The 22,461-nt window shown below is 70.8% G+C and carries 18 protein-coding genes; 3 read left to right on the top strand and 15 right to left on the bottom strand.

All coding sequences use genetic code 11. The features are described 5' to 3' along the window. Window positions 1-33 precede the first annotated feature (33 nt). Genes tsaE through glmS form a run of 5 tightly spaced genes read right to left on the bottom strand, consistent with a single transcriptional unit; the run spans window position 34 to window position 6,154 of the window. Entirely contained in the window at window positions 34-492 is a 459-nt protein-coding gene (gene tsaE / locus CKW34_RS17185) for a tRNA (adenosine(37)-N6)-threonylcarbamoyltransferase complex ATPase subunit type 1 TsaE (RefSeq protein WP_080968248.1), read from the bottom strand. A 22-nt stretch (window positions 493-514) separates the two neighbouring features. Then, window positions 515-1,573, bottom strand: coding sequence for an alpha/beta fold hydrolase (locus tag CKW34_RS17190; RefSeq protein WP_059382369.1), 1,059 nt, complete (start codon window positions 1,571-1,573; stop codon window positions 515-517). Window positions 1,574-1,577: 4 nt separating this feature from the next. After that, window positions 1,578-2,750, bottom strand: a complete 1,173-nt coding sequence (gene alr, locus CKW34_RS17195) for an alanine racemase (RefSeq protein WP_059382403.1) — start codon at window positions 2,748-2,750, stop codon at window positions 1,578-1,580. 58 nt (window positions 2,751-2,808) lie between these two features. Next, window positions 2,809-4,260, bottom strand: coding sequence for an NAD(P)H-hydrate dehydratase (locus tag CKW34_RS17200; RefSeq protein WP_059382404.1), 1,452 nt, complete (start codon window positions 4,258-4,260; stop codon window positions 2,809-2,811). Between the two features lie 28 nt (window positions 4,261-4,288). Further along, complete coding sequence (gene glmS / locus CKW34_RS17205) at window positions 4,289-6,154, bottom strand: glutamine--fructose-6-phosphate transaminase (isomerizing) (protein WP_059382370.1); 1,866 nt, start codon at window positions 6,152-6,154, stop codon at window positions 4,289-4,291. Between the two features lie 128 nt (window positions 6,155-6,282). Here glmS and CKW34_RS17210 point away from each other — a divergent pair, with 128 nt between their 5' ends. Then, window positions 6,283-7,131, top strand: a complete 849-nt coding sequence (locus CKW34_RS17210) for an alpha/beta hydrolase family protein (RefSeq protein ID WP_016690935.1) — start codon at window positions 6,283-6,285, stop codon at window positions 7,129-7,131. Window positions 7,132-7,155: 24 nt separating this feature from the next. Here the strand turns inward: CKW34_RS17210 and CKW34_RS17215 are convergent, their stop codons facing one another. The 9 genes from CKW34_RS17215 to eccCa all read right to left on the bottom strand — a co-directional run bounded on the left by CKW34_RS17215 (window position 7,156) and on the right by eccCa (window position 17,782). Beyond that, entirely contained in the window at window positions 7,156-8,193 is a 1,038-nt protein-coding gene (locus CKW34_RS17215) for a hypothetical protein (RefSeq protein ID WP_059382371.1), read from the bottom strand. After that, window positions 8,190-8,579 carry a hypothetical protein gene (locus CKW34_RS17220; RefSeq protein WP_059382372.1) on the bottom strand — a complete coding sequence of 130 codons (390 nt, stop codon included), beginning with the start codon at window positions 8,577-8,579 and terminating at the stop codon, window positions 8,190-8,192. The genes CKW34_RS17215 and CKW34_RS17220 overlap by 4 nt, the downstream gene beginning before the upstream one ends. Window positions 8,580-8,698: 119 nt before the next feature. Further along, on the bottom strand, window positions 8,699-10,039 hold the full coding sequence (gene glmM, locus CKW34_RS17225; RefSeq protein WP_059382405.1) for a phosphoglucosamine mutase: 1,341 nt from the start codon (window positions 10,037-10,039) through the stop codon (window positions 8,699-8,701). A gap of 152 nt (window positions 10,040-10,191) precedes the next feature. After that, window positions 10,192-10,695 (bottom strand): 30S ribosomal protein S9, encoded by a 504-nt coding sequence (rpsI, locus tag CKW34_RS17230; protein ID WP_006550056.1) that lies wholly within the window; start codon window positions 10,693-10,695, stop codon window positions 10,192-10,194. After that, complete coding sequence (gene rplM, locus CKW34_RS17235) at window positions 10,692-11,135, bottom strand: 50S ribosomal protein L13 (RefSeq protein WP_006550055.1); 444 nt, start codon at window positions 11,133-11,135, stop codon at window positions 10,692-10,694. The genes rpsI and rplM overlap by 4 nt, the downstream gene beginning before the upstream one ends. Before the next feature lie 304 nt (window positions 11,136-11,439). After that, window positions 11,440-11,730, bottom strand: a complete 291-nt coding sequence (locus CKW34_RS17240) for a WXG100 family type VII secretion target (protein WP_059382373.1) — start codon at window positions 11,728-11,730, stop codon at window positions 11,440-11,442. A gap of 64 nt (window positions 11,731-11,794) precedes the next feature. Beyond that, window positions 11,795-12,148: a WXG100 family type VII secretion target gene (locus CKW34_RS17245; protein ID WP_229565273.1), complete on the bottom strand. Its 354-nt coding sequence runs from the start codon at window positions 12,146-12,148 to the stop codon at window positions 11,795-11,797. Window positions 12,149-12,278: 130 nt separating this feature from the next. Next, window positions 12,279-13,799: a type VII secretion-associated protein gene (locus CKW34_RS17250; protein ID WP_229579409.1), complete on the bottom strand. Its 1,521-nt coding sequence runs from the start codon at window positions 13,797-13,799 to the stop codon at window positions 12,279-12,281. After that, complete coding sequence (gene eccCa, locus CKW34_RS17255) at window positions 13,799-17,782, bottom strand: type VII secretion protein EccCa (protein WP_059382406.1); 3,984 nt, start codon at window positions 17,780-17,782, stop codon at window positions 13,799-13,801. Before eccCa ends, CKW34_RS17250 begins: the two co-directional genes overlap by 1 nt. A 193-nt stretch (window positions 17,783-17,975) precedes the next feature. Here eccCa and eccD point away from each other — a divergent pair, with 193 nt between their 5' ends. Together eccD and mycP are read left to right on the top strand one after the other, a co-directional pair. After that, window positions 17,976-19,430: a type VII secretion integral membrane protein EccD gene (gene eccD / locus CKW34_RS17260; protein WP_064059800.1), complete on the top strand. Its 1,455-nt coding sequence runs from the start codon at window positions 17,976-17,978 to the stop codon at window positions 19,428-19,430. Beyond that, on the top strand, window positions 19,427-20,791 hold the full coding sequence (mycP, locus tag CKW34_RS17265) for a type VII secretion-associated serine protease mycosin (protein ID WP_059382376.1): 1,365 nt from the start codon (window positions 19,427-19,429) through the stop codon (window positions 20,789-20,791). Before eccD ends, mycP begins: the two co-directional genes overlap by 4 nt. 1 nt (window position 20,792) lies before the next feature. On the opposite strand, the gene eccB is transcribed toward mycP, so the two are convergent. Further along, on the bottom strand, window positions 20,793-22,247 hold the full coding sequence (eccB, locus tag CKW34_RS17270) for a type VII secretion protein EccB (RefSeq protein WP_059382377.1): 1,455 nt from the start codon (window positions 22,245-22,247) through the stop codon (window positions 20,793-20,795). Window positions 22,248-22,461 lie beyond the last annotated feature (214 nt).

Below are 22,461 nucleotides of genomic sequence, written 5' to 3' on the forward strand. Positions count from 1 at the left end.
ACGGAAGCCACCGGCACGCGGGGTGCCGGTGGGTCAGCCGATCCACTCCCACGAGGCGCGGCGGACGTCGGTGCCCGGGTCCCGCCGGAGCCGGACCCTCAGATGCCGATCGGCGAGCTGTTCGACCAGGCCACCGCCCCATTCGACCACCACGACGGTGTCGGTCAGGTCGGTGTCGAGGTCCAGGGCGTCGAGTTCGTCGAGGGCGCCCGGGCCGTCGCCGAGACGGTAGGCGTCGACGTGGACGAGCCCCACCGGTGCGCGGCCCTCCGGACTACCGGGACGGTGTTCGCGGGCGATGACGAAGGTCGGTGAGGTCACGCGTCCCTCCACGCCGAGGCCGGCGGCGATTCCGCGGGTCAGCGCCGTCTTGCCCGCGCCGAGCGGCCCGTCGAGCACGACGAGGTCGCCGGCCCGCAACTCGGCTGCGAGCCGCCGCCCGAACGCCTCGGTGTCCTCCACGGTCGGCAGTTCGATGCTCTGCTCCCCCACCTGCGGCCCCCTCGATTGCGACTCACCCAATTGCGATCTGCTTTCCGTTCACACCCTGCGTGAAACTCCGCTGGATCAGGCGATCGAGGGCACGATCGACGACCTCGGGGAACTCCAGCTGCACGAGGTGCCCGGCACCACGCACCCGCTTGAGTTCGACGTCGGGCAGTTCCTCCGCCAGCGCCTCGGAACTCGCGTACGGGATGACCATGTCGGCGTCGCCGGACAACACCAGCACGGGCACGGTGCCCAGGACCGGAAGCGCCGCGGACTCGTCGTGCAGTTCGAGGGTGCGGAGGAAGTTGACGATGGTGAGCACCGACGTCTCGTCGAGCATTCGGTCGGACAACTTCACCAGGCGGGGGCTCACCACCGTGCCGTAGGACGCCGCGCGCAGGATCGGGGTCACGACGGCACGGGCCGCGCCGCGCGCGAACTGCACGAATCCCGGGGCGGTACGCGCCGCGTACCGGAACGCGTCGATCACCGGGTTCTCGAGATTGCGTCCGATACCGGTCTTGCTCAGACCTGCTGCGGTGGTCGCGAGGAGACCGACCCCCACGATGCGTTCGCCGAACAGGTCCGGTCGCTGGGAGGCGAGGGCGATCGCGGTCATGCCGCCCATCGAGTGGCCCACGACCACCACCGGACCGGTGGGCGCGACCTCGTCGATCACCCGGCCCAGATCGCGGCCGAGCTGCGCGATGGTGCACTTCTCGGCGCCGGAGAAACCGGATTCGCCGTGGCCACGCTGGTCGTAGAAGACGGCGCGCACATCGCGTCCCCACTGTTCGCGCAGGTGCCGGTACTGCATGTGCCAGGACTGCATGCGCAGGCAGTAGCCGTGGACGAACACGACGGTGAGCGGAGCCAGGGCAGAGCCGCTCTCGCGGACCACGAGCGGAACACCGTCCTCCGTGGTCACGGTGCGGCGCGGGAGCCGGAGGATCTCGTCGAAGTCCTCGTTCTGATAGATCTCGTGGGCGGGCGCACCCGCGGTCTTGACCGCGTACAGTCCCGCCGACGATGCGAGCGTCGCGAGGCTCGCACCGAGGAGTCCCATCCTGTTCACGAGGGACATGACGTCACGCTCCCTTCGCTCCGACATAGGTCCGGACGGTCCGTCCACCGATGCCGGTCACGATCTCGTAGTTGATCGTGTCCAGCTTGTCGGCCCAGTCCTGGGCGTTCGGCTCTCCGTGACGCCCGTCTCCGAAGAACAACGCCTCGTCGCCCTCGCTTACTCCTGCCCCGTCGGGACCGAGGTCGACGACGACCTGATCCATGCACACGCGGCCGATCTGCGGGCACCGGCGCCCACCGAGCTGCACCTCGATCCGCCCGCTGAGATTGCGGCGGATCCCGTCCGCATATCCCATGGGCAGCAGCGCCACCGTCGTATCCGCGGGAGCGGTCCAGGTGTGCCCGTAGGACACGCCGTCCCCCGCCTTCACCTTCTTCACCAGCACCACCCTCGTCCGCACGGTCATCACCGGCCGGAAGCCCAGGTCGCCGAGTTCCGGGATCGGTGTCAACCCGTACATCGCAATTCCGGGCCGAACCATGTCGAATCGCAGGTCGGGACGGGTGACGGTGGCCGCGGAGTTCGACAGGTGCACCACCTCGGGAGCCAGATGGTGCCGCCGCAGATCCGCGACGGCCTCACCGAGCCGGTCGCGCTGCTCGGCGTTGCCCGGATGCTCGGGTTCGTCGCCGTGAGCGAGGTGCGAGAAGGCTCCGCGCACGCGCACGACACCTTCGGACTGAGCCCGGCCCAGATCGCGCAGCATGTCGTCCCACTCGTCGACGGCGACACCGTTGCGGTTGAGACCGGTGTCGACCTTGACCGTGACGGTCGCGGTGACCCCGACCTGCCGGGCCGCCTCGACGACAGCAGCGAGGTGCCGCGGCGAGGACAGGCCGAGTTCGACCCCGGCCTCGACGGCGGGCGCGAAATCGGAATCGGCGGTGTGCAGCCACGACAGGATCGGGGCCTCGATACCCGCGGCGCGGAGTTCGAGGGCCTCGCCGAGCGTCGTCACACCCAGTTCGCGGGCACCTGCGGCGAGCGCGGCCCGCGCGACCGGCACGGCCCCGTGGTTGTAGGCGTCGGCCTTGACGACGGCCATCACGGCAGCCGGACCCGCGTACTCCCGGAGCGCTCGTACGTTCTCCGCCACGGCATCGAGATCGATGACGGCTTCGGCTTGGGGAAGAACGGTACGTGCAGGTCGCGGGGTGCGTTGGGTCGTGGTCACGTCTGTCGATCCTGCCACTGCGCCGTCGGACGCCGACGGCGTGTCCCCGTGTGCCACGTCACGATTCGGCAATGTGGGTGCGCAGCAGTCGAATCGAGTCGCCGAGTCGCGCGAGGATCGCGCTCGCCGAGATCGGCGCCGCTCCGGGAGAGTCGGGGTCCTGCGCAGCGAGGTTCGCGGCGAGCGCATGGGCCCGTGCACCGGCGGCTGCGGCCAGGTCGACAGGCATACCCGACGAGAGCAGCGACCCGATGATGCCGGACAGCACGTCCCCCGCGCCCGCGGTCGACGCCCACGACCCGCCCGCATCGTTGACGAAGACGTGCCCGTCGGGTCGTGCCACGAGGGTCGCGCGGCCCTTGAGCAACACGTGCACGCCCCAGTCGGCGGCGAGGGAACGTACCGCCGCGACCCGGTCCGGTTCGGGGGGCTGCCCGGTCAGGCGTGCGAACTCGCCGGCATGCGGGGTGAGCAGGGTGGGCGCGGACCGGCCCCGCACGAGACCGGGCTCGCGGGCGAGGAGCGTGAGTCCGTCGGCGTCGACGAGCACCGGCAGGTCGGTGGCGAGGATGTCGCGCAGGTTCGCGCAGGCGTCGTCGTCGGTACCGGCTCCCGGCCCCACGACCCAAGCCTGTACCCGCCCGGTCTCGGCCACCGACGGCGACACGACGACCTCGGGGAACCGGGCGAGCACCTCGGAGGCACCCGACCCGGCATAACGCACCATGCCGGAGGTCGCGGCCACGGCCGCTCCCGTACACAGCACACCCGCCCCCGGATACCGGGCACTGCCTGCACGGATACCCACCACACCCTGGGAGTACTTGTCGTCGTCGGCACCGGGCACCGGCCAGATCGCACCGATCTCGGACGGTTCCGCCGCGACCAGTCCGGCTTCCGGGAGTGTGAGTCCGATGTCGACGAGGTCGACGCGGCCGCAGCGCGCGGCGGCGAGGGCATGGACCGGTTTGTAGGCACCGAAGGTGACGGTCACCGCGGCGGTGATCGCCGGTCCGTCCACGGCACCGGTATCGGGGTCGACACCGCTCGGTGTGTCGACGGCGATGATCGGCGCGGTGATCTCGTCCACGACCGAGGCCGCCGCCGGTCGCAGCGGGCCGCGTCCGGAAATGCCGACGATGCCGTCGAGCACGAGGTCCGGGTCGCCGACGTGCTCGGGAGTCGCCGGGAGGATCCGCCCGCCGGCCTTCCGCAGCGCCCGCAGACCCGCGGGGTGCGCCCGGTCGGGGTCGAGCAGCAGTGCCGTGACGGACACGCCGCGGCGGCGCAGGAGGGTTCCTGCCCACAGCGCGTCGCCGCCGTTGTCGCCGGATCCGACGAGCAGGCTCACCCGCCGACCGGCGATCCCACCGGTGCGTTCGCGCAGCTCGGAGGCCACGACCCGCGCGAGTCCGTAGGCGGCGCGCCGCATGAGCGTTCCCTCGGGGAGGGACGCCAGCAGCGGGGCTTCCGCCGCACGGACCACGTCGGACGGGTGAAAACTGCGCATCATCCCTCCTGCACCGGCGGACGGGCCGCTATTCGACGGTGACCGACTTCGCGAGGTTGCGGGGCTTGTCGACGTCGTAACCACGAGCCTGCGCGACCTCCGCAGCGAAGACCTGCAGCGGCACCGTCGACAGCAGCGGCTGCAGCAACGACGGCGACGACGGGATCTCGACGAGGTGGTCGGCGAACGGCCGGACCGTCTCGTCGCCCTCCTCGGCGATGACGACGGTGACCGCTCCGCGGGCCTGGATCTCGCGGATGTTGCTGAGCAGCTTGCTGTGCAGCACGGCGCGGCCCTTCGGCGACGGCATCACGACGATGACGGGCAGCCCGTCCTCGATCAGCGCGATCGGGCCGTGCTTGAGCTCACCGGCGGCGAAGCCCTCGGCGTGCATGTACGCCAGCTCCTTGAGCTTGAGCGCCCCTTCGAGCGCGACCGGGTAGCCCACGTGCCGGCCCAGGAACAGCACGGCCGGCGAGGCCGACAGCTCACGCGCCAGCGCCCGCACCGGCTCCATCCCGGTCAGCAACTCGGCGATCTTCTCCGGCATCGCCGCCAGGTCCTGGTACTCGCGGGCCACCTCGTCGGGATACTTCGTGCCGCGCGCCTGCGCCAGCGCCAGACCCACGAGGTAGTTCGCGGCCATCTGCGCCAGGAACGCCTTCGTCGACGCCACACCGATCTCCGGGCCGGTGCGGGTGTAGAGCACCGCGTCGGCCTCCCGCGGGATCTGCGCGCCGTTGGTGTTGCACACCGCCAGCACGCGCGCCTTCTGATCCTTGGCGTGCCGGACCGCTTCGAGGGTGTCGGCGGTCTCACCGGACTGCGAGATCGCCACGACCAGCGTGGACCGGTCGAGCACCGGATCGCGGTAGCGGAACTCCGAGGCCAGTTCGACCTCGACGGGCAGGCGGGTCCAGTGCTCGATCGCGTACTTGGCGACCAGGCCCGAGTGGTACGAACTACCGCAGGCGACGACGAACACCTTGTCGATGTCGCGCAGTTCCTGATCGGACAGGCGCTGTTCGTCGAGCACGATGCACCCGTCGACGAAGTGACCACGCAGGGTGTCGGCGACCGCGGCCGGTTGCTCCTCGATCTCCTTGAGCATGAAGTAGTCGTGGCCGCCCTTCTCGGCGGCGGCGAGATCCCAGTCGATGGTGAACGGACGCGTCGCCACGTCGGTGTTGCCGTCGAAGTCGGTGACCTCGTAGGAGTTGTTCGTGATCACCACGACCTGGTCCTGACCGAGCTCGACCGCCTCCCGGGTGAACTCGATGAACGCCGCGACGTCCGAGGCGATGAACATCTCGCCGTCGCCGACCCCGACGACCAGCGGCGTCGACCGGCGCGCGGCGACGATCGTGCCCGGATGATCGGCGTGCGCGAAGACCAGCGTGAACGCACCCTGCAGCCGGCGCAGCACACTGCGGGCACTGTCGACGAAGTTGCCCGCCGTCGGGCCCTCGGCGTAGGCGCGGGCCACCAGGTGCACCGCGACCTCGGTGTCGGTGTCGCTGGCCAGCTCCACGCCCGACTTCTCGAGCTCCTCACGCAGCGGCGCGAAGTTCTCGATGATGCCGTTGTGCACCACTGCGACCTTGCCGGTCGCGTCGCGATGCGGGTGCGCATTGCGGTCGGTGGGACGACCGTGGGTGGCCCACCGGGTATGCCCCATCCCCGCGGTACCGGCGAAGTGCTCCTCGCCGATCTCGGCGAGCTCGGCCTCCAGATTGACCAGCCGCCCCGCCTTCCGCTCGACGGCCAGACCACCCTTGCCGTCGAGGATGGCGATTCCCGCCGAGTCGTAACCCCGGTACTCCATCCGCCGCAGCGCTTCCACCACGACGTCGAGAGCACGACGGTGCCCGACATAGCCCACGATTCCGCACATGCCTAGCAGGGTACTGGTCGACCCCCGTCCGGGAACAACACACCGGTGAGCCCGTACACCTGCATCGGGGCACGCCGTCCGGTACGCACCGACCCCGCCGCGCAGCGCCATCCGCTAACGTTCAGGCCGTGGCGGCGAACCCCAAGAAACTGGCTCAGGAACTCTCCCGGCGCGGCCCGCACTCGGTGCTGCGTGGCGACCTGGCGCTCGCCGGTCAGCCGGGTGTCGTGTACACCCCCGCGGAAGGCTTCGATCTGCCCGCGATCGCGTTCGGGCACGGCTGGCTCACCGGGGTCACGAAGTACACGAAGCTCTTCGAGCATCTCGCGTCCTGGGGAATCGTGGTGGGCGCCCCCAACACCGAGCGCGGACCGGTGCCGTCGGCGATCGGCTTGTCGACCGACCTGCTCACCACCCTCGACATCTGCACCGGCGTGCGTCTCGGCACCGGGCGGATCAGTGTCCACCCGTCGAAGCTCGCGCTGGTGGGCCACGGCTCGGGCGCCGGAGCGGCAGTGCTCGCCGCAGCGAGGCGTGAGGTGGCGGCCGTCGCCGCGCTCTACCCCTCGCCCGTCTCCCCCGCCGCCTCCGACGCCGCGGGCCGCGTGCGGGCACCGGGCCTCGTCCTCGTCGGTGAGAAGAGCATCGGGTCGATGACCAGCGATGCCGTCGCGGTCGCCCGGGGCTGGGGCAGCGACGACGTGCAGCTGCGGGTCGTGGACAAGGCGAACGACGAAGGACTCGTCGAGGGGCGCCGCCTGCTCGGAGCTCTCGGCGTCGGTGGTGCGGAGCGTCGCACCCAGGAACGCACTCGTGCGCTGCTCACCGGCTTCCTTCTGCACCGTCTCACGGGCGACAAGACGTACGCGATCTTCTCCGACCTCACCACGGAACTGCCCGGCTCCACGGTGATCTCCGACCCCGACGTCGTCGATCGTGATCTCGGCACGCAGGTCAACCTGCTCCTCGGGCGCTGACGGACCTCCGTTCCGTCGTTCGCGTCACAGCGGCCCGGCTTCCGCGAGCACGACTCCCGTATCGCCCTCATCGTTCTCGTCCTGCCGGCGGTCGCCCTCGAGCGGTCCGGAGGCATGTTCGCGTCTGCGTTCGCCCGGGCGGATCCCGGGAACCGGTGGCAGTGCACCTTGATTCGGCGGGTCGCTCGGTCCGTGCTGCATCGACCCGTTGTCGACGACGGGAGCCACCGTCCCGGCACCGGACGCGCCCACGGCCACCCCGGCACCCTCGGCGACGCGTTCGGTGGTCGTCGCCAGGTCGGTGACACTGCCGGCGATCCGGCGGCCGGCCTCCTCACACGCCCCGAGCACCACGTCGACGGCGTACCGGACCGCCGGGGCCAGATGTTCCTCGACCCATTTCCGGCACTCGGCGGCAGGGTCGGCCACGTCGCAACCGGGCGGGTCGCCCACGTCGCCACCGGGCGGGTCGCCCACGTCGCCACCGGGCGGGTCGCCCCCGTCGCAACCGGGCGGGTCGCCGAACCAGCGTGTGTGCTGCTCCGGGGTCGGTCCGTGCGGGATCCCGCTCGCTCCGGCGACGATCGTGTCGATCTCGTCCCTCGTGCGACCGTCGACGGTGCCTTCCGCGAGATCCCCGACGACGCGGGCCTTCTCACGCAACGCCGCGGCGATCGCGGTGGCGGCCGACTCCAGGGCGACCGCGAGATCGGTCAGCGACGCACACAGCGCCACTCCGGCACGGACGGTGGCCGTCAGCTCCGCGCGAGCCCGGTCGGCGGCGGATCCGTCCCACGAGTCGTCGAGTTGCAGCAGGAGACGACGCTGTTCGTCGGTCCGACGACCGAGGGAGGTCGCGAGCGAGCGCGTCGTTGCGGCGTCGTCGGCGAGGGCGGGCAACGCGAGGGTTCGTTCCTCGTCGTAGCGTGCCCGGACGTCCGCGACACAACAGCCGGACTCGAGTCCGAGAGCATGCAGGGACTGCACGAGTTCGGTCAGACGGGCCAGGCCGGGCGCTCCTGCGTCGAGGATCTCGCCTGCGCTCTCGGGAGAGGTCCTCACGGCTGCCGGGTCCCTGCGTCGCCGAACCCGGCGCTATCGAGTTCGGCACCGGTCACAGCGGTGAGAGCGATGCCGGTCGCGTCGTCCTGGTGCCGGTAGGTGTCTGCCGCCACGCGCAGCGCGTCGGCATGCGCCTGCACGGTCGCCGCCCAGCTCTCGCAGGCAGCACGCATCCTGCGATATCCGGTCTCGACGCGGACGCCGGCCGGCCGGTGCGTCGATCCGGCACCGGCACCGTCGAAGACGAGACCGCCGAAGCCGCGACGGATCTCGTCGTCGGCGTCCTCGGCGACCTCCGCGAGTCGTGCCGCGACGGCGCGCACCGCCTCGCCGTCGAACCTGATCGTGCCGTGCTGTGTCGCCGCGCTCTGCTGCTGTGTGTCCATGTCTGCCCTTCGCCCACCGAACCCTCTCGAAGAGTTAGGACGCAGCAAAGGGCGATCCGGTTCCACCGCAGCGGGACTACCCGTGGAATGCGGCTACGAGGAGCCGGTGACCGCGCAGATCAGACGGCGGCGACGACTCCCGCGAGACGGTCGGCGACCGTCCGGGCGTGATCGTCGTCGGCGGCTTCGACCATGACGCGCACGAGCTGCTCGGTACCCGACGGACGCAGCAGCACCCGGCCGGTCTCACCGAGTTCGCGCTCGGCCTCCGCGACCGCAGCTGCCACCGCAGGATCGTTCGCGACGGCGACCTTGTCGTGGACCCGCACGTTCACGAGAACCTGCGGGAGCGACGTCATCACCGAGGCGAGCTTCGCGAGCGGCAGGCCCGTCGTGGCGATCCGCTCCATCAGGCGCAGACCCGTGAGCACGCCGTCGCCGGTCGTGCCGTGCGCGGGCAGGACGATGTGACCGGACTGCTCACCGCCGAGGCCGTAGCCACCGCGGCGGAGCTCCTCGAGCACGTAGCGGTCGCCCACACCGACGGTGCGCACCTGGATTCCCGCCGCGCGCATCGCGAGATGCAGACCGAGATTGCTCATCACCGTGGCGACGAGGGTGTCGTCGGGAAGTTCGCCGGCTTCGTGCATGCCGAGGGCGAGGATCGCCATGATCGCGTCGCCGTCGACCACCGTGCCGGTCGCGTCGACGGCGAGGCAGCGGTCGGCGTCGCCGTCGTGCGCGAGACCGAGGTCGGCGCCGTGCGCGAGCACGGCCTGCTGCAGCACGGACAGGTGCGTGGATCCGCAGCCGTCGTTGATGTTCAGTCCGTCGGGTTCGGCGTTGATCGCGATGACCGTCGCACCTGCGGCCGCGTAGGCGGCCGGGCCGGCCTGTGAGGCGGCGCCGTGCGCGCAGTCGACCACCACGGTCGTACCGGTGAGCGGCTTGTGCACGGCCGTCGCGAGATGCGCGAGGTAACGGTCGAGGGCGTCGGACACGACGCGTACCCGGCCGATGTCCGCGCCGGTGGGGCGTGCGGCGCTCTCGGCGTCGCCGTGCAGCACCGCTTCGATCCGGTCCTCGACCTCGTCGTCGAGTTTGTGCCCGCCGGCCGCGAAGATCTTGATGCCGTTGTCGGGCATGGGATTGTGCGACGCGGAGATCATCACGCCGAGGTCGGCGCCGTAGTCACCCGTGAGGTACGCGACCGCGGGCGTGGGCAGCACGCCCACCGAGACCACGTCGACTCCGGCTGCGGTGAGTCCGGCCGTGACGGCCGCCTCGAGCATCTCCCCGCTCGCGCGCGGATCTCGACCCACGACTGCGACCGGTCGCCGCTCGGCACCCTGAGGGGCCAGGACCGCTGCTGCAGCGCCTGCCAGACGTACTGCCAGCTCCAATGTGAGCTCGGCGTTGGCCAAGCCCCGGACTCCGTCGGTGCCGAACAACCGACCCATGTACACAGCCTCCCAGTCGTGTGCGGCCCCCGCCGCGGATGTCGATAGAGGTCAGAATGCACGAAAGCAGGCGCCGGTAGGAGATGTCTACCGACGCCTGCTCTCGTGGTGGAACAGGTGCCGACTCTGACGAAATCAGCGTCGGCGGCACATCAGCGCTTGGAGTACTGCGATGCCTTACGGGCCTTCTTCAGGCCGTACTTCTTGCGCTCGACGGCACGCGGGTCACGCGTGAGGAAGCCGGCACGCTTGAGCGCGGGGCGATCCTCGGGGGTGACCTCGGTGAGTGCACGCGCGATGGCGAGACGCAGCGCGCCGGCCTGGCCGGACGGGCCGCCGCCGTGCAGGCGTGCGTGGATGTCGAACGACTCGGTGCGCTCGACCGTCACCAGGGGCGACTTCACGAGCTGCTGGTGCACCTTGTTCGGGAAGTAGTCCTCGATGGTGCGGCCGTTGAGGGTGAAGTTGCCGGTGCCGGGCACGAGGCGGACGCGGACGACGGCCTCCTTACGGCGACCGACGGTCTGGACCGGACGGTCGAACACGATCGGGGCAGCAGGTGCCTCGACGACGTCCTCGACGTACTCGTCTGCAGCGACCTCGACGTTCTCGACGTACTCTTCGGGGTTCACGTTCTGTTCCTCGGGCGTCGTCACTGTGCCACCTGCTTGATCTCGAACGGCACCGGCTGCTGCGCGGCGTGGGGGTGGTTCGGGCCCGCGTAGACCTTCAGCTTCTTCGCGATGGCGCGACCGAGCTTGTTCTTCGGGAGCATGCCGGTGACGGCCTTCTCCACGAGGCGGTCGGGGTTCTTCTCGAGAACCTCGCCGACGGAACGAGCCCGCAGACCGCCCGGGTGACCGGAGTGGCTGTAGAGGAACTTGTCGGTCCGCTTGTTGCCGGAGACGGCAACCTTGTCGGCGTTGATGATGACGACGAAGTCACCACCGTCGACGTGCGGCGCGAATGTGGGCTTGTGCTTGCCGCGGAGCAGGTTTGCCGCCTGCACCGCGAGGCGGCCGAGCACCACGTCGGTGGCGTCGATGACGTGCCACTGATGGGTCACGTCGCCGGCCTTCGGTGTGTACGTAGACACAGATCTTCCTCGTCTATCGTTTCGCTGCTGGCCTGCATGCCGACGGTTGCCACGCCCGGCGGCCAGTTGGGACCCGGGAGAGGTGTTCGTCGCGCCACAGGGCACGACGACGTGCGACACGCCGAGGGGACACTCTACCGGGCGGACGCGGGGCCGGTCAAAGCGCCGCAGTGCCTCCCTGACCCAGCACCTCCCTGACCCAGCGCCCCCGGACGGAGCACCCGGACACAGCAGCACGTCCCGGCGGCCTCTCCACCACCGGGACGTGACAGCGCCGGATCGGTCCGGATCCGGCGGACCCGGATCAGCCCGGGAAACGCTGCTGGTTCAGTCGCTCGACCTCCTGCATGTTGTCGTTACCGGTCGAGACCACTCGACCGATGTCGTGCAGCACCTGGATGAGGCCGGCCTCGGCCTCGTTCCAGCGGGCCTGCGTGGCGGCGTACCGTTCCTGCGCCCCGCTGTCCCAGGTGGCGATGAGGGGCGCGACCTGCCCCTCGATTCGGTCGAGCGTCGCCTCGATCGCCTTCTGACCGGATACGAGCTGGGCGTGCAGGTCGGCGACGCCGCCGAAGTTCTGATAGATCTCGGACACGGATCGTTTCTCCTTGTTCTCTCGTATGTGTGCCGGAGGGCCTGTGCGCCGGAGGGACCGGCGATCAGGTGAACGAGCCGTTGAGAACCGAACCGCCGTCGGGGTCGATCGCCGACAGGGACTGTGCCTGCTGGTCCTCGGCCGCGGCGTACGACCGTCCGCTGGTGCGCACGGCCTCGGCCAGTTCGTCCAGGGCGTTCGACAGCTTGGTGTGGTTGACGTTCCAGCGCTCCATGATTCCGGCGAACTGTTCCGCCGAGCGGCTCCGCCAGACCGACGGCGCGGACTGCACCACGCCCGTCAGTCGACCGAGGATCGCGTCGAGTTCGGCGCGGGAGTCCTGGAGTTGTCCCGCGACGACCTCCATGGTCGCCACATCGGTGGTGAGGTGATTCGAATTGCCGGTCGGTTGGGTCAACGGCGTACTCCTTCGCTCGTGCGTGGGTCGTCCGGCTCGGCGTCGAGCCGGTCCTGGCTCCTACATGTGGTTGGACGCACCCGATCCGGTATCGGTTCCACCCCTTCCGAAATTCGTGGACCTTCTTTCCTCACCCGACCCGGAGGGTGTGGACGGCCTGCTCGCATTCGCTGCGGATACGAGTCCATTCCTCCTCGAGGTACTGGCACCCCACGGAGACCTGAAGCCCGCGCCCGGTCGGCGTCGCCGATGAGGGGAAGACCAGGACCGACCACCGCACCACCGAGTAGTCGTCGGGAACCTCGGTGTACGCCACGACCTTGCGGTCGGCGAAGGTCGTGTCGGTGTCGAGGTCGCGGATGACCGGTGCACGTTCGGCGGCCCGTTCCGCCAACGCGGCGGCGACCGAGTGCTCGTCGGTCCCGCCGGGGAGATCGCGGTACACCACCAGGATCCGACGATCGGTTCCGCCGACCGGTACGAGTTCCGCGCGACCCTCGGGCACGGTCGCGGCGTCGCGGACACGCCAGTCCTCCGGCAGGTCGAGGTGCAGTGGGCCGGCGTCGATCCGCGTCGACGGGGACGGACCGGCGTCGGCGGCCGATTCGTGCTCACGCGCGTCGGCCGGCACCTCCGCTGCAGCAACGACTTCCGGTGGATCCGGGGCCTCCGCATCTCCGCCTTCTCCGGCGAGACGCGGCCACAGGAAGATCGCTGCGGCGAGCAGGGACGGAATCACCGCACCGGCGACGACCAGCGTGCGCACCGCGCCGGCCCGTCCGGCACGAGGGGGATCCGGGCGTGCGCGCACCTCGCTCAGCCACGGCAGTGTCCTGTCGGGTCCGTCGGTCGTCGACGCGACGGCCGGGGTCCTCGCGGTCGATCCGTTTCCGGCCGGCGGCGCAGGAGGGCCGGTCACCGCGACCAGCATCTCCGAGGCCGCGACGGGCACCACCCGGCGACCCGCGCCCACGAGATCGTCGGCGAGAGCGAACGATTCGACACCGGACGGTTCGCCCGGCCCGCCGGTCACCACCACGACCTCCGGTCCGGCCCCACCGCACACCGAGGTCAGCAGATTCTCGAGTCGCGACGCGGCGTCGGAGGAGTGCACCGACAGACCCGGATCGCGCGCGAGTCGTTCGACGGTCGGCCCGTCGGGCCCGGGCGGAGCCATGCTCACGGCGGTGACTCCCCCGGCGGCGAATTCGAGCACCACGCACCGCTCGTGCGGCGCAGGGTCGGCGGCGCGCACGGCGGCCACCGCGACCGGGAGCAGGATCGTGTCGCCCGCGACCTGCCGTACGGCGGTGCGGAAGAGATCGCGTCGCCGCTCGTTCCACCAGGTGGGGTGTATCGCGCACGCCACCCCACCGATGTCCGGTGCACCCACGGTCGCTGCGGCGTAGGAGACGAGCCCGCTCAGCAGTTCTCCGAGTTCGGCCTCCGTTCCGACCGCGGCCGTATCCACCAGCTCTGCGAGGCCTACCGGCTCCGACTCCTCCCCCGCTGCCGCTCCGTACACGCGCCGGTCACCGAGATCGGCTGCGAGAGCGGGCACACTGCGCGTCGTTCCGGGCCACCCGATGTGGAGGGACCCGGGTGTCAGCGTGAACGCGACCGCGGCGACCGGCTCGTCCCGGATCGCCATCACGCCTCCGGCGTCCAGGCGGTCTGGACGAGCGCGGTGCCGTCGCGTCGTACGAACGTGCCGCGGCCCGGCGGCATGGGCGACGGACGGACCGCGCCGACGAGCGCTCCCTCGTCGCGGCTACCGCTCATGATCAGACCCGGAGTCGACAACTCCCGCAGACGCCCGAGGATCGGTTCGTACATCGCGCGACCTGCACCACCCGAGCGACGCGCGACCACCAGGTGCAGGCCGATGTCGCGTCCCTGCGGAAGGTAGTCGAGCAACGGCAACAGCGGGTTCTGGCCCGAGGTGGCGACCATGTCGTAGTCGTCGATCACCACGAACACCTCGGGTCCGGTCCACCACGATCGATCGCGCAGTTGTTGTTGCGTCGTGTCCGGGCCCGGCAACCGACCCTCGAAGATGCCGGTGAGTTCCCGGACCATGGCGGCGAGGACCGTCGCCGACGGGGCGTATCCCCCGAGATGGTCACCGCCGACGACTCCGAGCATCGTGCGGCGGTAATCACCGATGATGATCCTGGTCTGCGAGCCGCTACCGGCTTCGACCAGTCCGCGACACAGCCCTCGCAACAGGTTCGTCTTGCCGCATTCCGAGTCACCGAAGATCAGCAGGTGCGGGTTGTCGGCGAAATCCACCGATACGGGTGCGAGTTCGGACTCGTCGATGCCGATCGGGACGGAGAGCCGGACCGCCGGGGACGCGTCGGAAGGCGGCGGCCACCCGGTCCGCAGAGTTGCGAGGAGGTCGGACCGGTCGATGCGTTCGGGCAGCATGCGCACCGGCGGCGCCGAACGTCCCGGCGTGGCCGCACGGACCGCTTCGACCGCCGCCGCGACACCGACCGCGAGATCGGCCGGATCGGAGCTTCCGTCCACCCGGGGCAGCGCCCCCAGGATGTGCAGGCCGTCGCGGTCGATACCGCGTCCCGGTCGCCCTTCCGGCACCGTCGCCGCTCTCTTGCGGCCGTACTCGGAGTCGGACGGGTCGCCGAGACGGAGTTCGAGCCGTGTACCCAACAGGTCGCGCATGGCGGGCCTGACGTCACCCCAGCGCGGGGCGCTGAGCACCACGTGGATGCCGTAGGACAGGCCCTGGGCGGCCAGGATCCCGATCGTCTGTTCCAGCGCCTCGAAGTCCTGCCGGATGCTGGGCCAGCCGTCGACGACGAGGAAGACGTCGCCGAACGGATCGTCGGCGGCCGGTGCGATCGCGTCGGCGCGCATCCGCCGCAGCTGGGCCATGGACTCGATGCCGTTGTCGGCGAAGGACCGTTCGCGACGACGCAGCAGCGACATCATCTCCGCGACCGTGCGGCGCACCCGGTCGGTGTCGTGTCGTCCCGCGACGGAACCGACGTGCGGCAGGCCTGCCAGACCGGACAAGGTGCCACCGCCGAAATCGAGACCGTAGAACTGCACCTGTTCGGCGGTGTGCGTGAGGGCCATCGACAGGACGAGGCTGCGCAGCAGTGTGGACTTTCCGGACTGCGGGCCGCCCACCACCACGACGTTGCCGGCGGATCCCGACAGATCGACCACCAGCGGATCGCGGCGTTGCTCGAAGGGCCGGTCGACGACACCGACGACGCAGCGCAGGGTCGCGTGACGCGGCACGTCGCCGGTGAGCACCGACCTGGGCAGCAGCATATCGAGCGACGGGGATTCGTCGAGCGGAGGAAGCCACACCTCGTGCGCCGGTGTTCCGTGCCCCCGGATCCGGTCGACGACCACGTCGAGCACGCTCCGTCCGTCGCCGACGGGAAGAACCGGGAGCGGCTCCATGACCGAGGCGGGAGGACCGGCGCCGACCGGCACCGCCCGGGCGGTGAAGAGCCGGGGCCCGGACGTGCCGGCCGGCACCGCCGATCGGGTGCGCCGGGTGGGTCGGCCGGGCTCGTACGGTCCCGAGACGTACGCCGCGGAGAACCGCTGGATGTCGGCGGAATCGGTCCGCAGATATCCGGCGCCGGGTGTCGACGGCAGGTGGTAGGCGTCGGGAACGCCGAGGACGCTCCGCGATTCGTTGGCGGAGAAGGTCTTCAGACCGATGCGGTACGACAGGTGGCTGTCGAGGCCGCGGAGGCGACCCTCGTCGAGACGTTGACTGGCGAGCAGCAGGTGCATGTGCAGCGACCGGCCCAGACGTCCGATCGCCGCGAAGAGGTCGGCGAATTCGGGCTGTTGCGAGAGCAGTTCGGAGAACTCGTCGACCACGATGAACAGCGCGGGCAACGGACCGAGTGGTGCACCTGCCGCCCTGGCCTTCTCGTAGTCGCCGACGTTGGCGAAGTTGCCGGCGGTCCGGAGGAGTTCCTGCCGGCGGTTCATCTCGCCTTCGAGGGCGTCCTTCATGCGGTCGACCATCGCGATCTCGTCGGCGAGGTTGGTGATCACCGCCGCGACGTGCGCGAGCCGCTCGAGACCGAGGAAGGTCGCGCCACCCTTGAAGTCCACGAGGACCAGGTTGAGCGCCTCCGGTGGGTGCGTCGCCACGAGACCGAGGACCAGCGTCCGCAGGAATTCACTCTTCCCCGAACCGGTTGCGCCGATGCACAATCCGTGCGGTCCCATCCCGTTCTCGGCAGCCTCCTTGAGGTCGAGTTCGACGGGCGCACCGTCGATGCCGACACCGATCGGTACCCGCAGGCGGTCGCGTCCGCGGCGCGGCACCCACGCCTGGGCAGGGTCGAAACGGGCCACGTCCCCGAGTCCCAGCAGCTCCTGCCAACTCGACGGCCGGTCGTCGCCGGCGCTCTCGTCCACCGCCCCGCTCACCACCCGGTACGGCGCGAGCCGCCTGGCCAGCGTCTGTGCCTGCGGAGTCCCGATACCGTCGGCATCGGCGAAGATGTCGACGTCGGTGCCCGTGGCGACCCCGACCCGTCCGTCCTCGACCACCAGGCGCAGGCCACGCGTCGCGCTGAGTCGTGTGGCGTAACCCGAGAGATCGAGCACGGTCACCGCGTCGAGACCGTCGTCGAGCACACCCGAACCCGATCCCGTGACCCCGCCGTCGACGACCACGACGAGGTGCACGACACCTTCGCCGGCCGGGGTGTTCCGGACGAATCTGCTGCGACCGGCGAGGACCGCCGCGAGATCGGTCTCGAGTTCGAACAGCGAACCGAACACCGTGCGTGCGCTGCCCGCACCGTCGCGCAGGACCGGGTTCTGCGCGTGCGGCAGCCACTTGATCCATTCCCATTCCACGGCGGTGTCGGGACCGCACACGACGGCGACCTGCAGCGTGTCGGGACCGTGGAAGGTACACGCCTGCGCGAGCATCGCCCGCGCGAGCGAGCGCGCCGCACCGCGATCGCCCTCGATGCCGATCGCGGCGAAACCCCGCAGCGACACGGCCGTGGGCAGCGCCTGCACCACCGAGTGCGCGCGCACGAACCTGCGCAGCGACAGGGCGGCGACGGGTTCGAGATCCTCGACCGGTCCGGTGTCGGGAGGCACGAGCCGGGTCGCAAGTCGTTGCCCACCGCGCCCCACCCGGAGATGGCCGAAATCGAGATCGGCGCTGCGCCGCTCCCACATCCGGACAGTGCCGGCCAGGGTCCACAGCAGGGCCGGGTCGGGATGCGACCATTCGAGCGCCCGACGCTGCTCGTGCGCCGTGTCGGTGACCTCGCGCCGGAGTTGGTCGAGATAACGCAGATAGTCCTTGCGATCCTCGTTCGCCTCGGCGGTTCTCGTTCCGCCGCTGCGACCACCGTTGGCGAGCATGCCCACCAGGGACACGACCATCATGAGCGGGAAGATCATCGCCATGGGGCTGCGTGCGGCGCCGGTGGTGAACATCAGCGCGACCATCCCGATCATCGCGGCGACCATCACGAGAGGGAGCAGCCTGGTCACCAAGTTCCCGGGCGTGGCCCGGGGGATGTCCGGTGGCGGTTGGACACTCACCTCGCCGCTGGGAGCGCGCGGCGCCTCCCGCCGTGCTCTGCGCACGAAACGCACGGTACTCACGTTCGTCACCCCCGGGACGCCGTCGGCCGCCCCCTACGGCCCCACGGTCGTGGAAGACTAACCCATGGCGTGACCTTCCGTGTTCCTGCTCGCTCGTCGGTCCCTCGACGGGCAACTCGGGCAGGACACCGGTCGGGACGATGTCGTATGGTCTGCGTCGTTCGGACTGCAGTGACGGGGGGAACCGAGGCCGATGACATCTGTGCGTGCGCGATCCGAGACCCCGGGGCAGGTGGGAGCCCCGGATCTGTGCCGGATCACCGTGCTCGCCCGCCACACCGAGGTCGATCTCGCGCTGCCCCTCGATGTTCCGGTGGCACTGCTGCTCCCGGGGATCGTGGATCTCGTCGCCGGTCACCGGCCCGACAACGACTTCGACGCGACACCCGAACGCACGGAACCCGACGGCTGGGCGCTCGCCCGGATCGGCCGGGCCCCGCTCTCCGGTGCGCTGAGCCTCGACGAGCACGGTGTCCGCGACGGCGAGATCCTCGTCCTGGAGGATGCCGGATCCCCTGCTCCTCCACCGTTGTTCGACGACGTCATGTACAGCGTCGCGGCCTCGGACCGGACCACGACGCCGTGGGGTGCGGGTCCGTCGGGTCTCGTCGCGGCCGTCCTGGGTCCGGTCGCGCTCGCGGCGGGCTGCGTGCCGTTGCTGTTCCTGCCCGACGGTGCGAGTCGTCTCGCCCTCGGGGGCGTGTGCGCCGCGCTGCCGCTCCTGGTGCTGCTCGCCGCAGGCATCCTCGCCCGGCTCCACGGCGATCGACGGACCGCCACCGCACTGCTGTGGTGCACCTTCCCCCTCGCGTCGACCGCCGGTGCGTTGCTCGTTCCCGGCGATTCGCCGGCGCCGCGTCTCGTCCTCGCGGCGGCACTGACCGGTGCGGTCGCAGTGCTCGCCGTGCGTGTCACCCGCATCGGCCTCGCACCGTGCACGGCGGTCGCCGCGATCGCCGCGGGTGTCGTCGTGACGGCCTCCCTCGCGTCCACCACCGATCTCGATGCGCGTGCCCTCGGGGCCGGAACGGTCGTGGCGGCGCTGCTGCTCGCAGGCACGGCACCCCGCCTCGCGGCGATGCTCGCGAAGCTCCCCATCCCCCCGGTCCCCGCTCCGGGCGCTCCGCTCGAACCGGAGAGCACCGAGAGCAGCAGCGTGTCCGGGTTGCCGTCACCGGCGGAGCTCGAAGACCGGGCCGACCGGGCACGCAGCGCGCTGACCGGCATCGTCCATGCCGTCGTCGTACTCACGGCGGGCGGGGCGTGGTGTGCCGCATTCCCTCGGGACGGAGAGGTGTTCGTCCCCGCGGTGGCACTGGCCGTCGCTGCGGCCGTGGTCCTGGTCTTCCGTGGTCGCACCTACACCGCGACCGCGCAGGCGGCTCCCCTCGTGGCGGGTGGCGCGGTACTGCTGGTCGGGCTGCTCATCGGCGCGGCAGCGAGCGGGGCGTTGCCGCCGTGGGCGGTGTTCGCGTCCGCTACGGCTCTCGCGTGTGCCGGTTTCCTCTTCGGTGTGGTCGCGCCGCGACGGACGTTCACCCCGGTGCAGCGCCGGATCGCCGAGCTCGCCGAGTACGCAACGATCGCGACCGTCGTGCCGTCGGCCTGCTGGGTCGCCGGTGTGTACGCGGCGATCCGCGGACTGTGACGGTGCGGCTGGCACACCGGTTCGCGGTCCTGGCCCTCACCGCCCTGGTGGCGACGACCACGCCGGGTCTCGCGATCGCCGCGCCGCCGGTACCCGATCCGGCGCAACTGCCTGCCGGCGCGACACCTGCGCCTCCCGAGGCCACCGAGATGCGCGTGCTGTGCGCGGAACTGCCGGATGCTCCCGACGGACCACAGATCCCTCGGGCACAACGCATCCTCGACTTCACGTCCGTCTGGCCCATCACCCGGGGAGCCGGGCAGGTGGTCGCCGTCATCGACACCGGGGTCCGTCCGCATCCGCGGCTGCCGGCCCCGATACCCGGGGGCGACTACGTGTCCACGGGTGACGGCACCGAGGACTGCGACGCGCACGGCACCCTCGTCGCCGGACTGATCGCGGCGCGGCCGACACCCGGATCGGGTTTCGCCGGCGGCGCACCCGATGTCGAGATCATCACCATCCGCCAATCCAGTGGCCATTTCTCCGACCGCTCCCGATCGGACGACGAGGCCGCACGCAACGCCTCCGGATACGGCGACGTACGGACCCTCGCTGCGGCCGTCCGACGGGCAGTGGACCTCGGCGCCACCGTCGTCAATATCTCCGAGGTCGCCTGCCGGACGGTAGCCGAGGGCCTCGTCGACGGTCCGCTGGGAGCGGCGGTGCAGTACGCGACGGATGTGCACGACGCGGTCGTCGTCGCGGCGGCCGGCAACACCGACACGTGCCGCGAGGGCAATCCACGCTCGGTGGATCCGGCCGATCCCGGTGCGGATCCCTGGGATTCGATCGTCACCATGGCGTCACCGGCCTGGTACGACGAGTACGTCCTCACCGTGGGTGCGGTCGAGGACGACGGCACACCGGCCGAGTACAGCCTGCCCGGGCCGTGGGTCGACGTCGCCGCCCCCGGGAGCGGGCTCGTCTCGCTCAATCCCGGCACCGACGGTCTGGCCGACCTGATCCCCGGCCCCCAGGGCGGCAGGCCGGTGTCCGGGACGAGTTTCGCGGCACCGCTCGTCGCGGCGACGGTCGCGCTGGTGCGCTCGCGGCATCCGCAATTGTCCGCCCGGGAGGTGATGGCTCGCATCGAGCGCACCGCCCACTCCCCCGCGGAGGGATGGAATCCGCGGGTGGGGCACGGGGTCGTCGATCCGCTCGCCGCGGTCACCGCGCCGCTACCGGTCGAGCGCGTGCAGCCGGTACCGGTTGCCGTCGCCGCGCCGAGTCCTCCGCCGGTACCGGATCACCGGCCGCGCACTATCGCGCTGATCTCGGCTGCGGCGGTGCTCGCCGCGACCGTCCTCGTTCTCGTTCTCACCGCCCCGGCACGACGACTCGCCCGATCGCGGACCTGAGTCAGTTGCCCGCCCGGACGGGAACCGCCCCCGGGTCGGCGGCGACACCGTCGTGTGCGAGCAGCGCCTGCTCCCGGCCGAGCGCAGGTCCCGGAGCGAGCAACTGCAGGATCGGCCACGGGACCCGGGCGGGTGGAGCCGTGAAGCCGAGCGCCGCTGCGGCGTCCGCATCGGTGATGCCGTATCGCACACCGGTGTCGGCGACGTAGAACAACGAGCCGAGACGGTCGGTCTCCGAGGTCAGCGAGGTGGTCTGCACGTATCTGCCGTGACCCGGCGGGATGTGGATCGCGTCGACCTGCGGTCCGGCGCCGTCGGCCTGGGCCGGGACCACGGGCACGGCGTCCTTGTCGGTGGGCAGGGCCGTCCCCGCGGACAACCGCAGAGCCGAACGGTGCCGGTCGTCCTCGGCCGCGCCCGGCTGCCAGGTCGAGCACGCCACGGGCCTCTCCCCCGGATCGACGACGCGCGGAACGACCTCGGGAAAGGTGTCGACCGGCAGTTCGTGCACGACCGGCGCGGCCGCGAGGGCATCGGGCGGAACCACCGGAATCTCCGGTGTTCCTTGCGAATCGGAGAAGTGGATGAGATGTGCGGTGGCCCGCGAGACCTCCTGCACACCGTCCTCGAGCACCACGTGGAAACTCTGACCGTCCGGTTCGGACACCGCGACGACCGAGCCGACGCGCGCACCCGGGATCGACATGCTCGGGGTACCTCCGGCACCGGCGATGAGGGGTGCCGTCAGTTTCGGCACCTCCGGGACCGCAGCGAGCAATCCGGGGCTCGCGGGGCGCGCACGGGAGACGTCGATACCCAGCAGGCGCACGAGCGACCGGTCGTCCGGGTCGATCTCGGCGCGTCTGCCCTCGTAGAGCAGGTAATATCTGCCGTCCGCGGTCACGAGGAGCGCTTCGTCGGCGGCGAGCACCGAGCCTGCCCGGTGCTCGGGGGTGCCGGCGAGCACGGCGGTGGTCGAGGACTGCAGGCCGTTCGGATCGGCGACGTCGCACACCGTCCACGGCACTTCCTCCGCGTCGTGGGCCAGGGAGGACGGTGCGCCCGGGATCCCCACCAGCGGTCCGCGCGGGCGTGTCGTCAGTTCCTCGTCGGCGACGACCGCCGGTTCGGCGGGAGATCCGAGGATCAGCCGCGCCGACGCGAGGTTCAGGACGGGATGGAAGGTCCTGTCGATCGCGACGTAGAGCGCACCGGAGTCGCGCCCGACGACGACGGAAGCATCACCGATCCGGTCCTGGGGCCGGAACAGTGCAAGGGCGGCACAGCCTCCCAGGACGACACAGGCGACGACCACTCCGACGACGAGTGCCCGGAACTGGGAACGCATGGGATCGTGGATCATTCGTACGTCGCCCCGCACCAGCGCATGATCCATGCGCCGTGCCAGGAAACGGTATCCACTGACCTGCCATCGCGTGGTCGGTTGCGCTGCCATCGATCTCCCCCCGTACGGCACGCTCTCTGGCGCAACACAGTACAGTCCTGTCGGGCGCTCACCACACGCGCTCCGCGCGGTCAGGGGGTAGGTCGGCACCGCGCCGGAACCATTGCCGTCGTCGGGGGGATCGATGCAACGGACTGCGTCCGAGTCGGAGGATGCACGGGTCGATACAGCGCCCGACGGTGCACGGGCCCGCACAGCAGCAGGT

Source organism: Rhodococcus rhodochrous (assembly GCF_900187265.1).
GTDB lineage: Bacteria > Actinomycetota > Actinomycetes > Mycobacteriales > Mycobacteriaceae > Rhodococcus > Rhodococcus rhodochrous.

Bases quoted from the DNA above. Each gene is read 5' to 3' on its own strand.
- CKW34_RS17190 (WP_059382369.1), bottom strand. From the start codon at position 1,573: ATGTCCCTCGTGAACAGGATGGGACTCCTCGGTGCGAGCCTCGCGACG.
- CKW34_RS17200 (WP_059382404.1), bottom strand. From the start codon at position 4,260: ATGCGCAGTTTTCACCCGTCCGACGTGGTCCGTGCGGCGGAAGCCCCG.
- glmS (WP_059382370.1), bottom strand. From the start codon at position 6,154: ATGTGCGGAATCGTGGGCTATGTCGGGCACCGTCGTGCTCTCGACGTC.
- CKW34_RS17220 (WP_059382372.1), bottom strand. From the start codon at position 8,579: ATGGACACACAGCAGCAGAGCGCGGCGACACAGCACGGCACGATCAGG.
- glmM (WP_059382405.1), bottom strand. From the start codon at position 10,039: ATGGGTCGGTTGTTCGGCACCGACGGAGTCCGGGGCTTGGCCAACGCC.
- CKW34_RS17250 (WP_229579409.1), bottom strand. From the start codon at position 13,799: ATGGCGATCCGGGACGAGCCGGTCGCCGCGGTCGCGTTCACGCTGACA.
- eccD (WP_064059800.1), top strand. From the start codon at position 17,976: ATGACATCTGTGCGTGCGCGATCCGAGACCCCGGGGCAGGTGGGAGCC.
- eccB (WP_059382377.1), bottom strand. From the start codon at position 22,247: ATGGCAGCGCAACCGACCACGCGATGGCAGGTCAGTGGATACCGTTTC.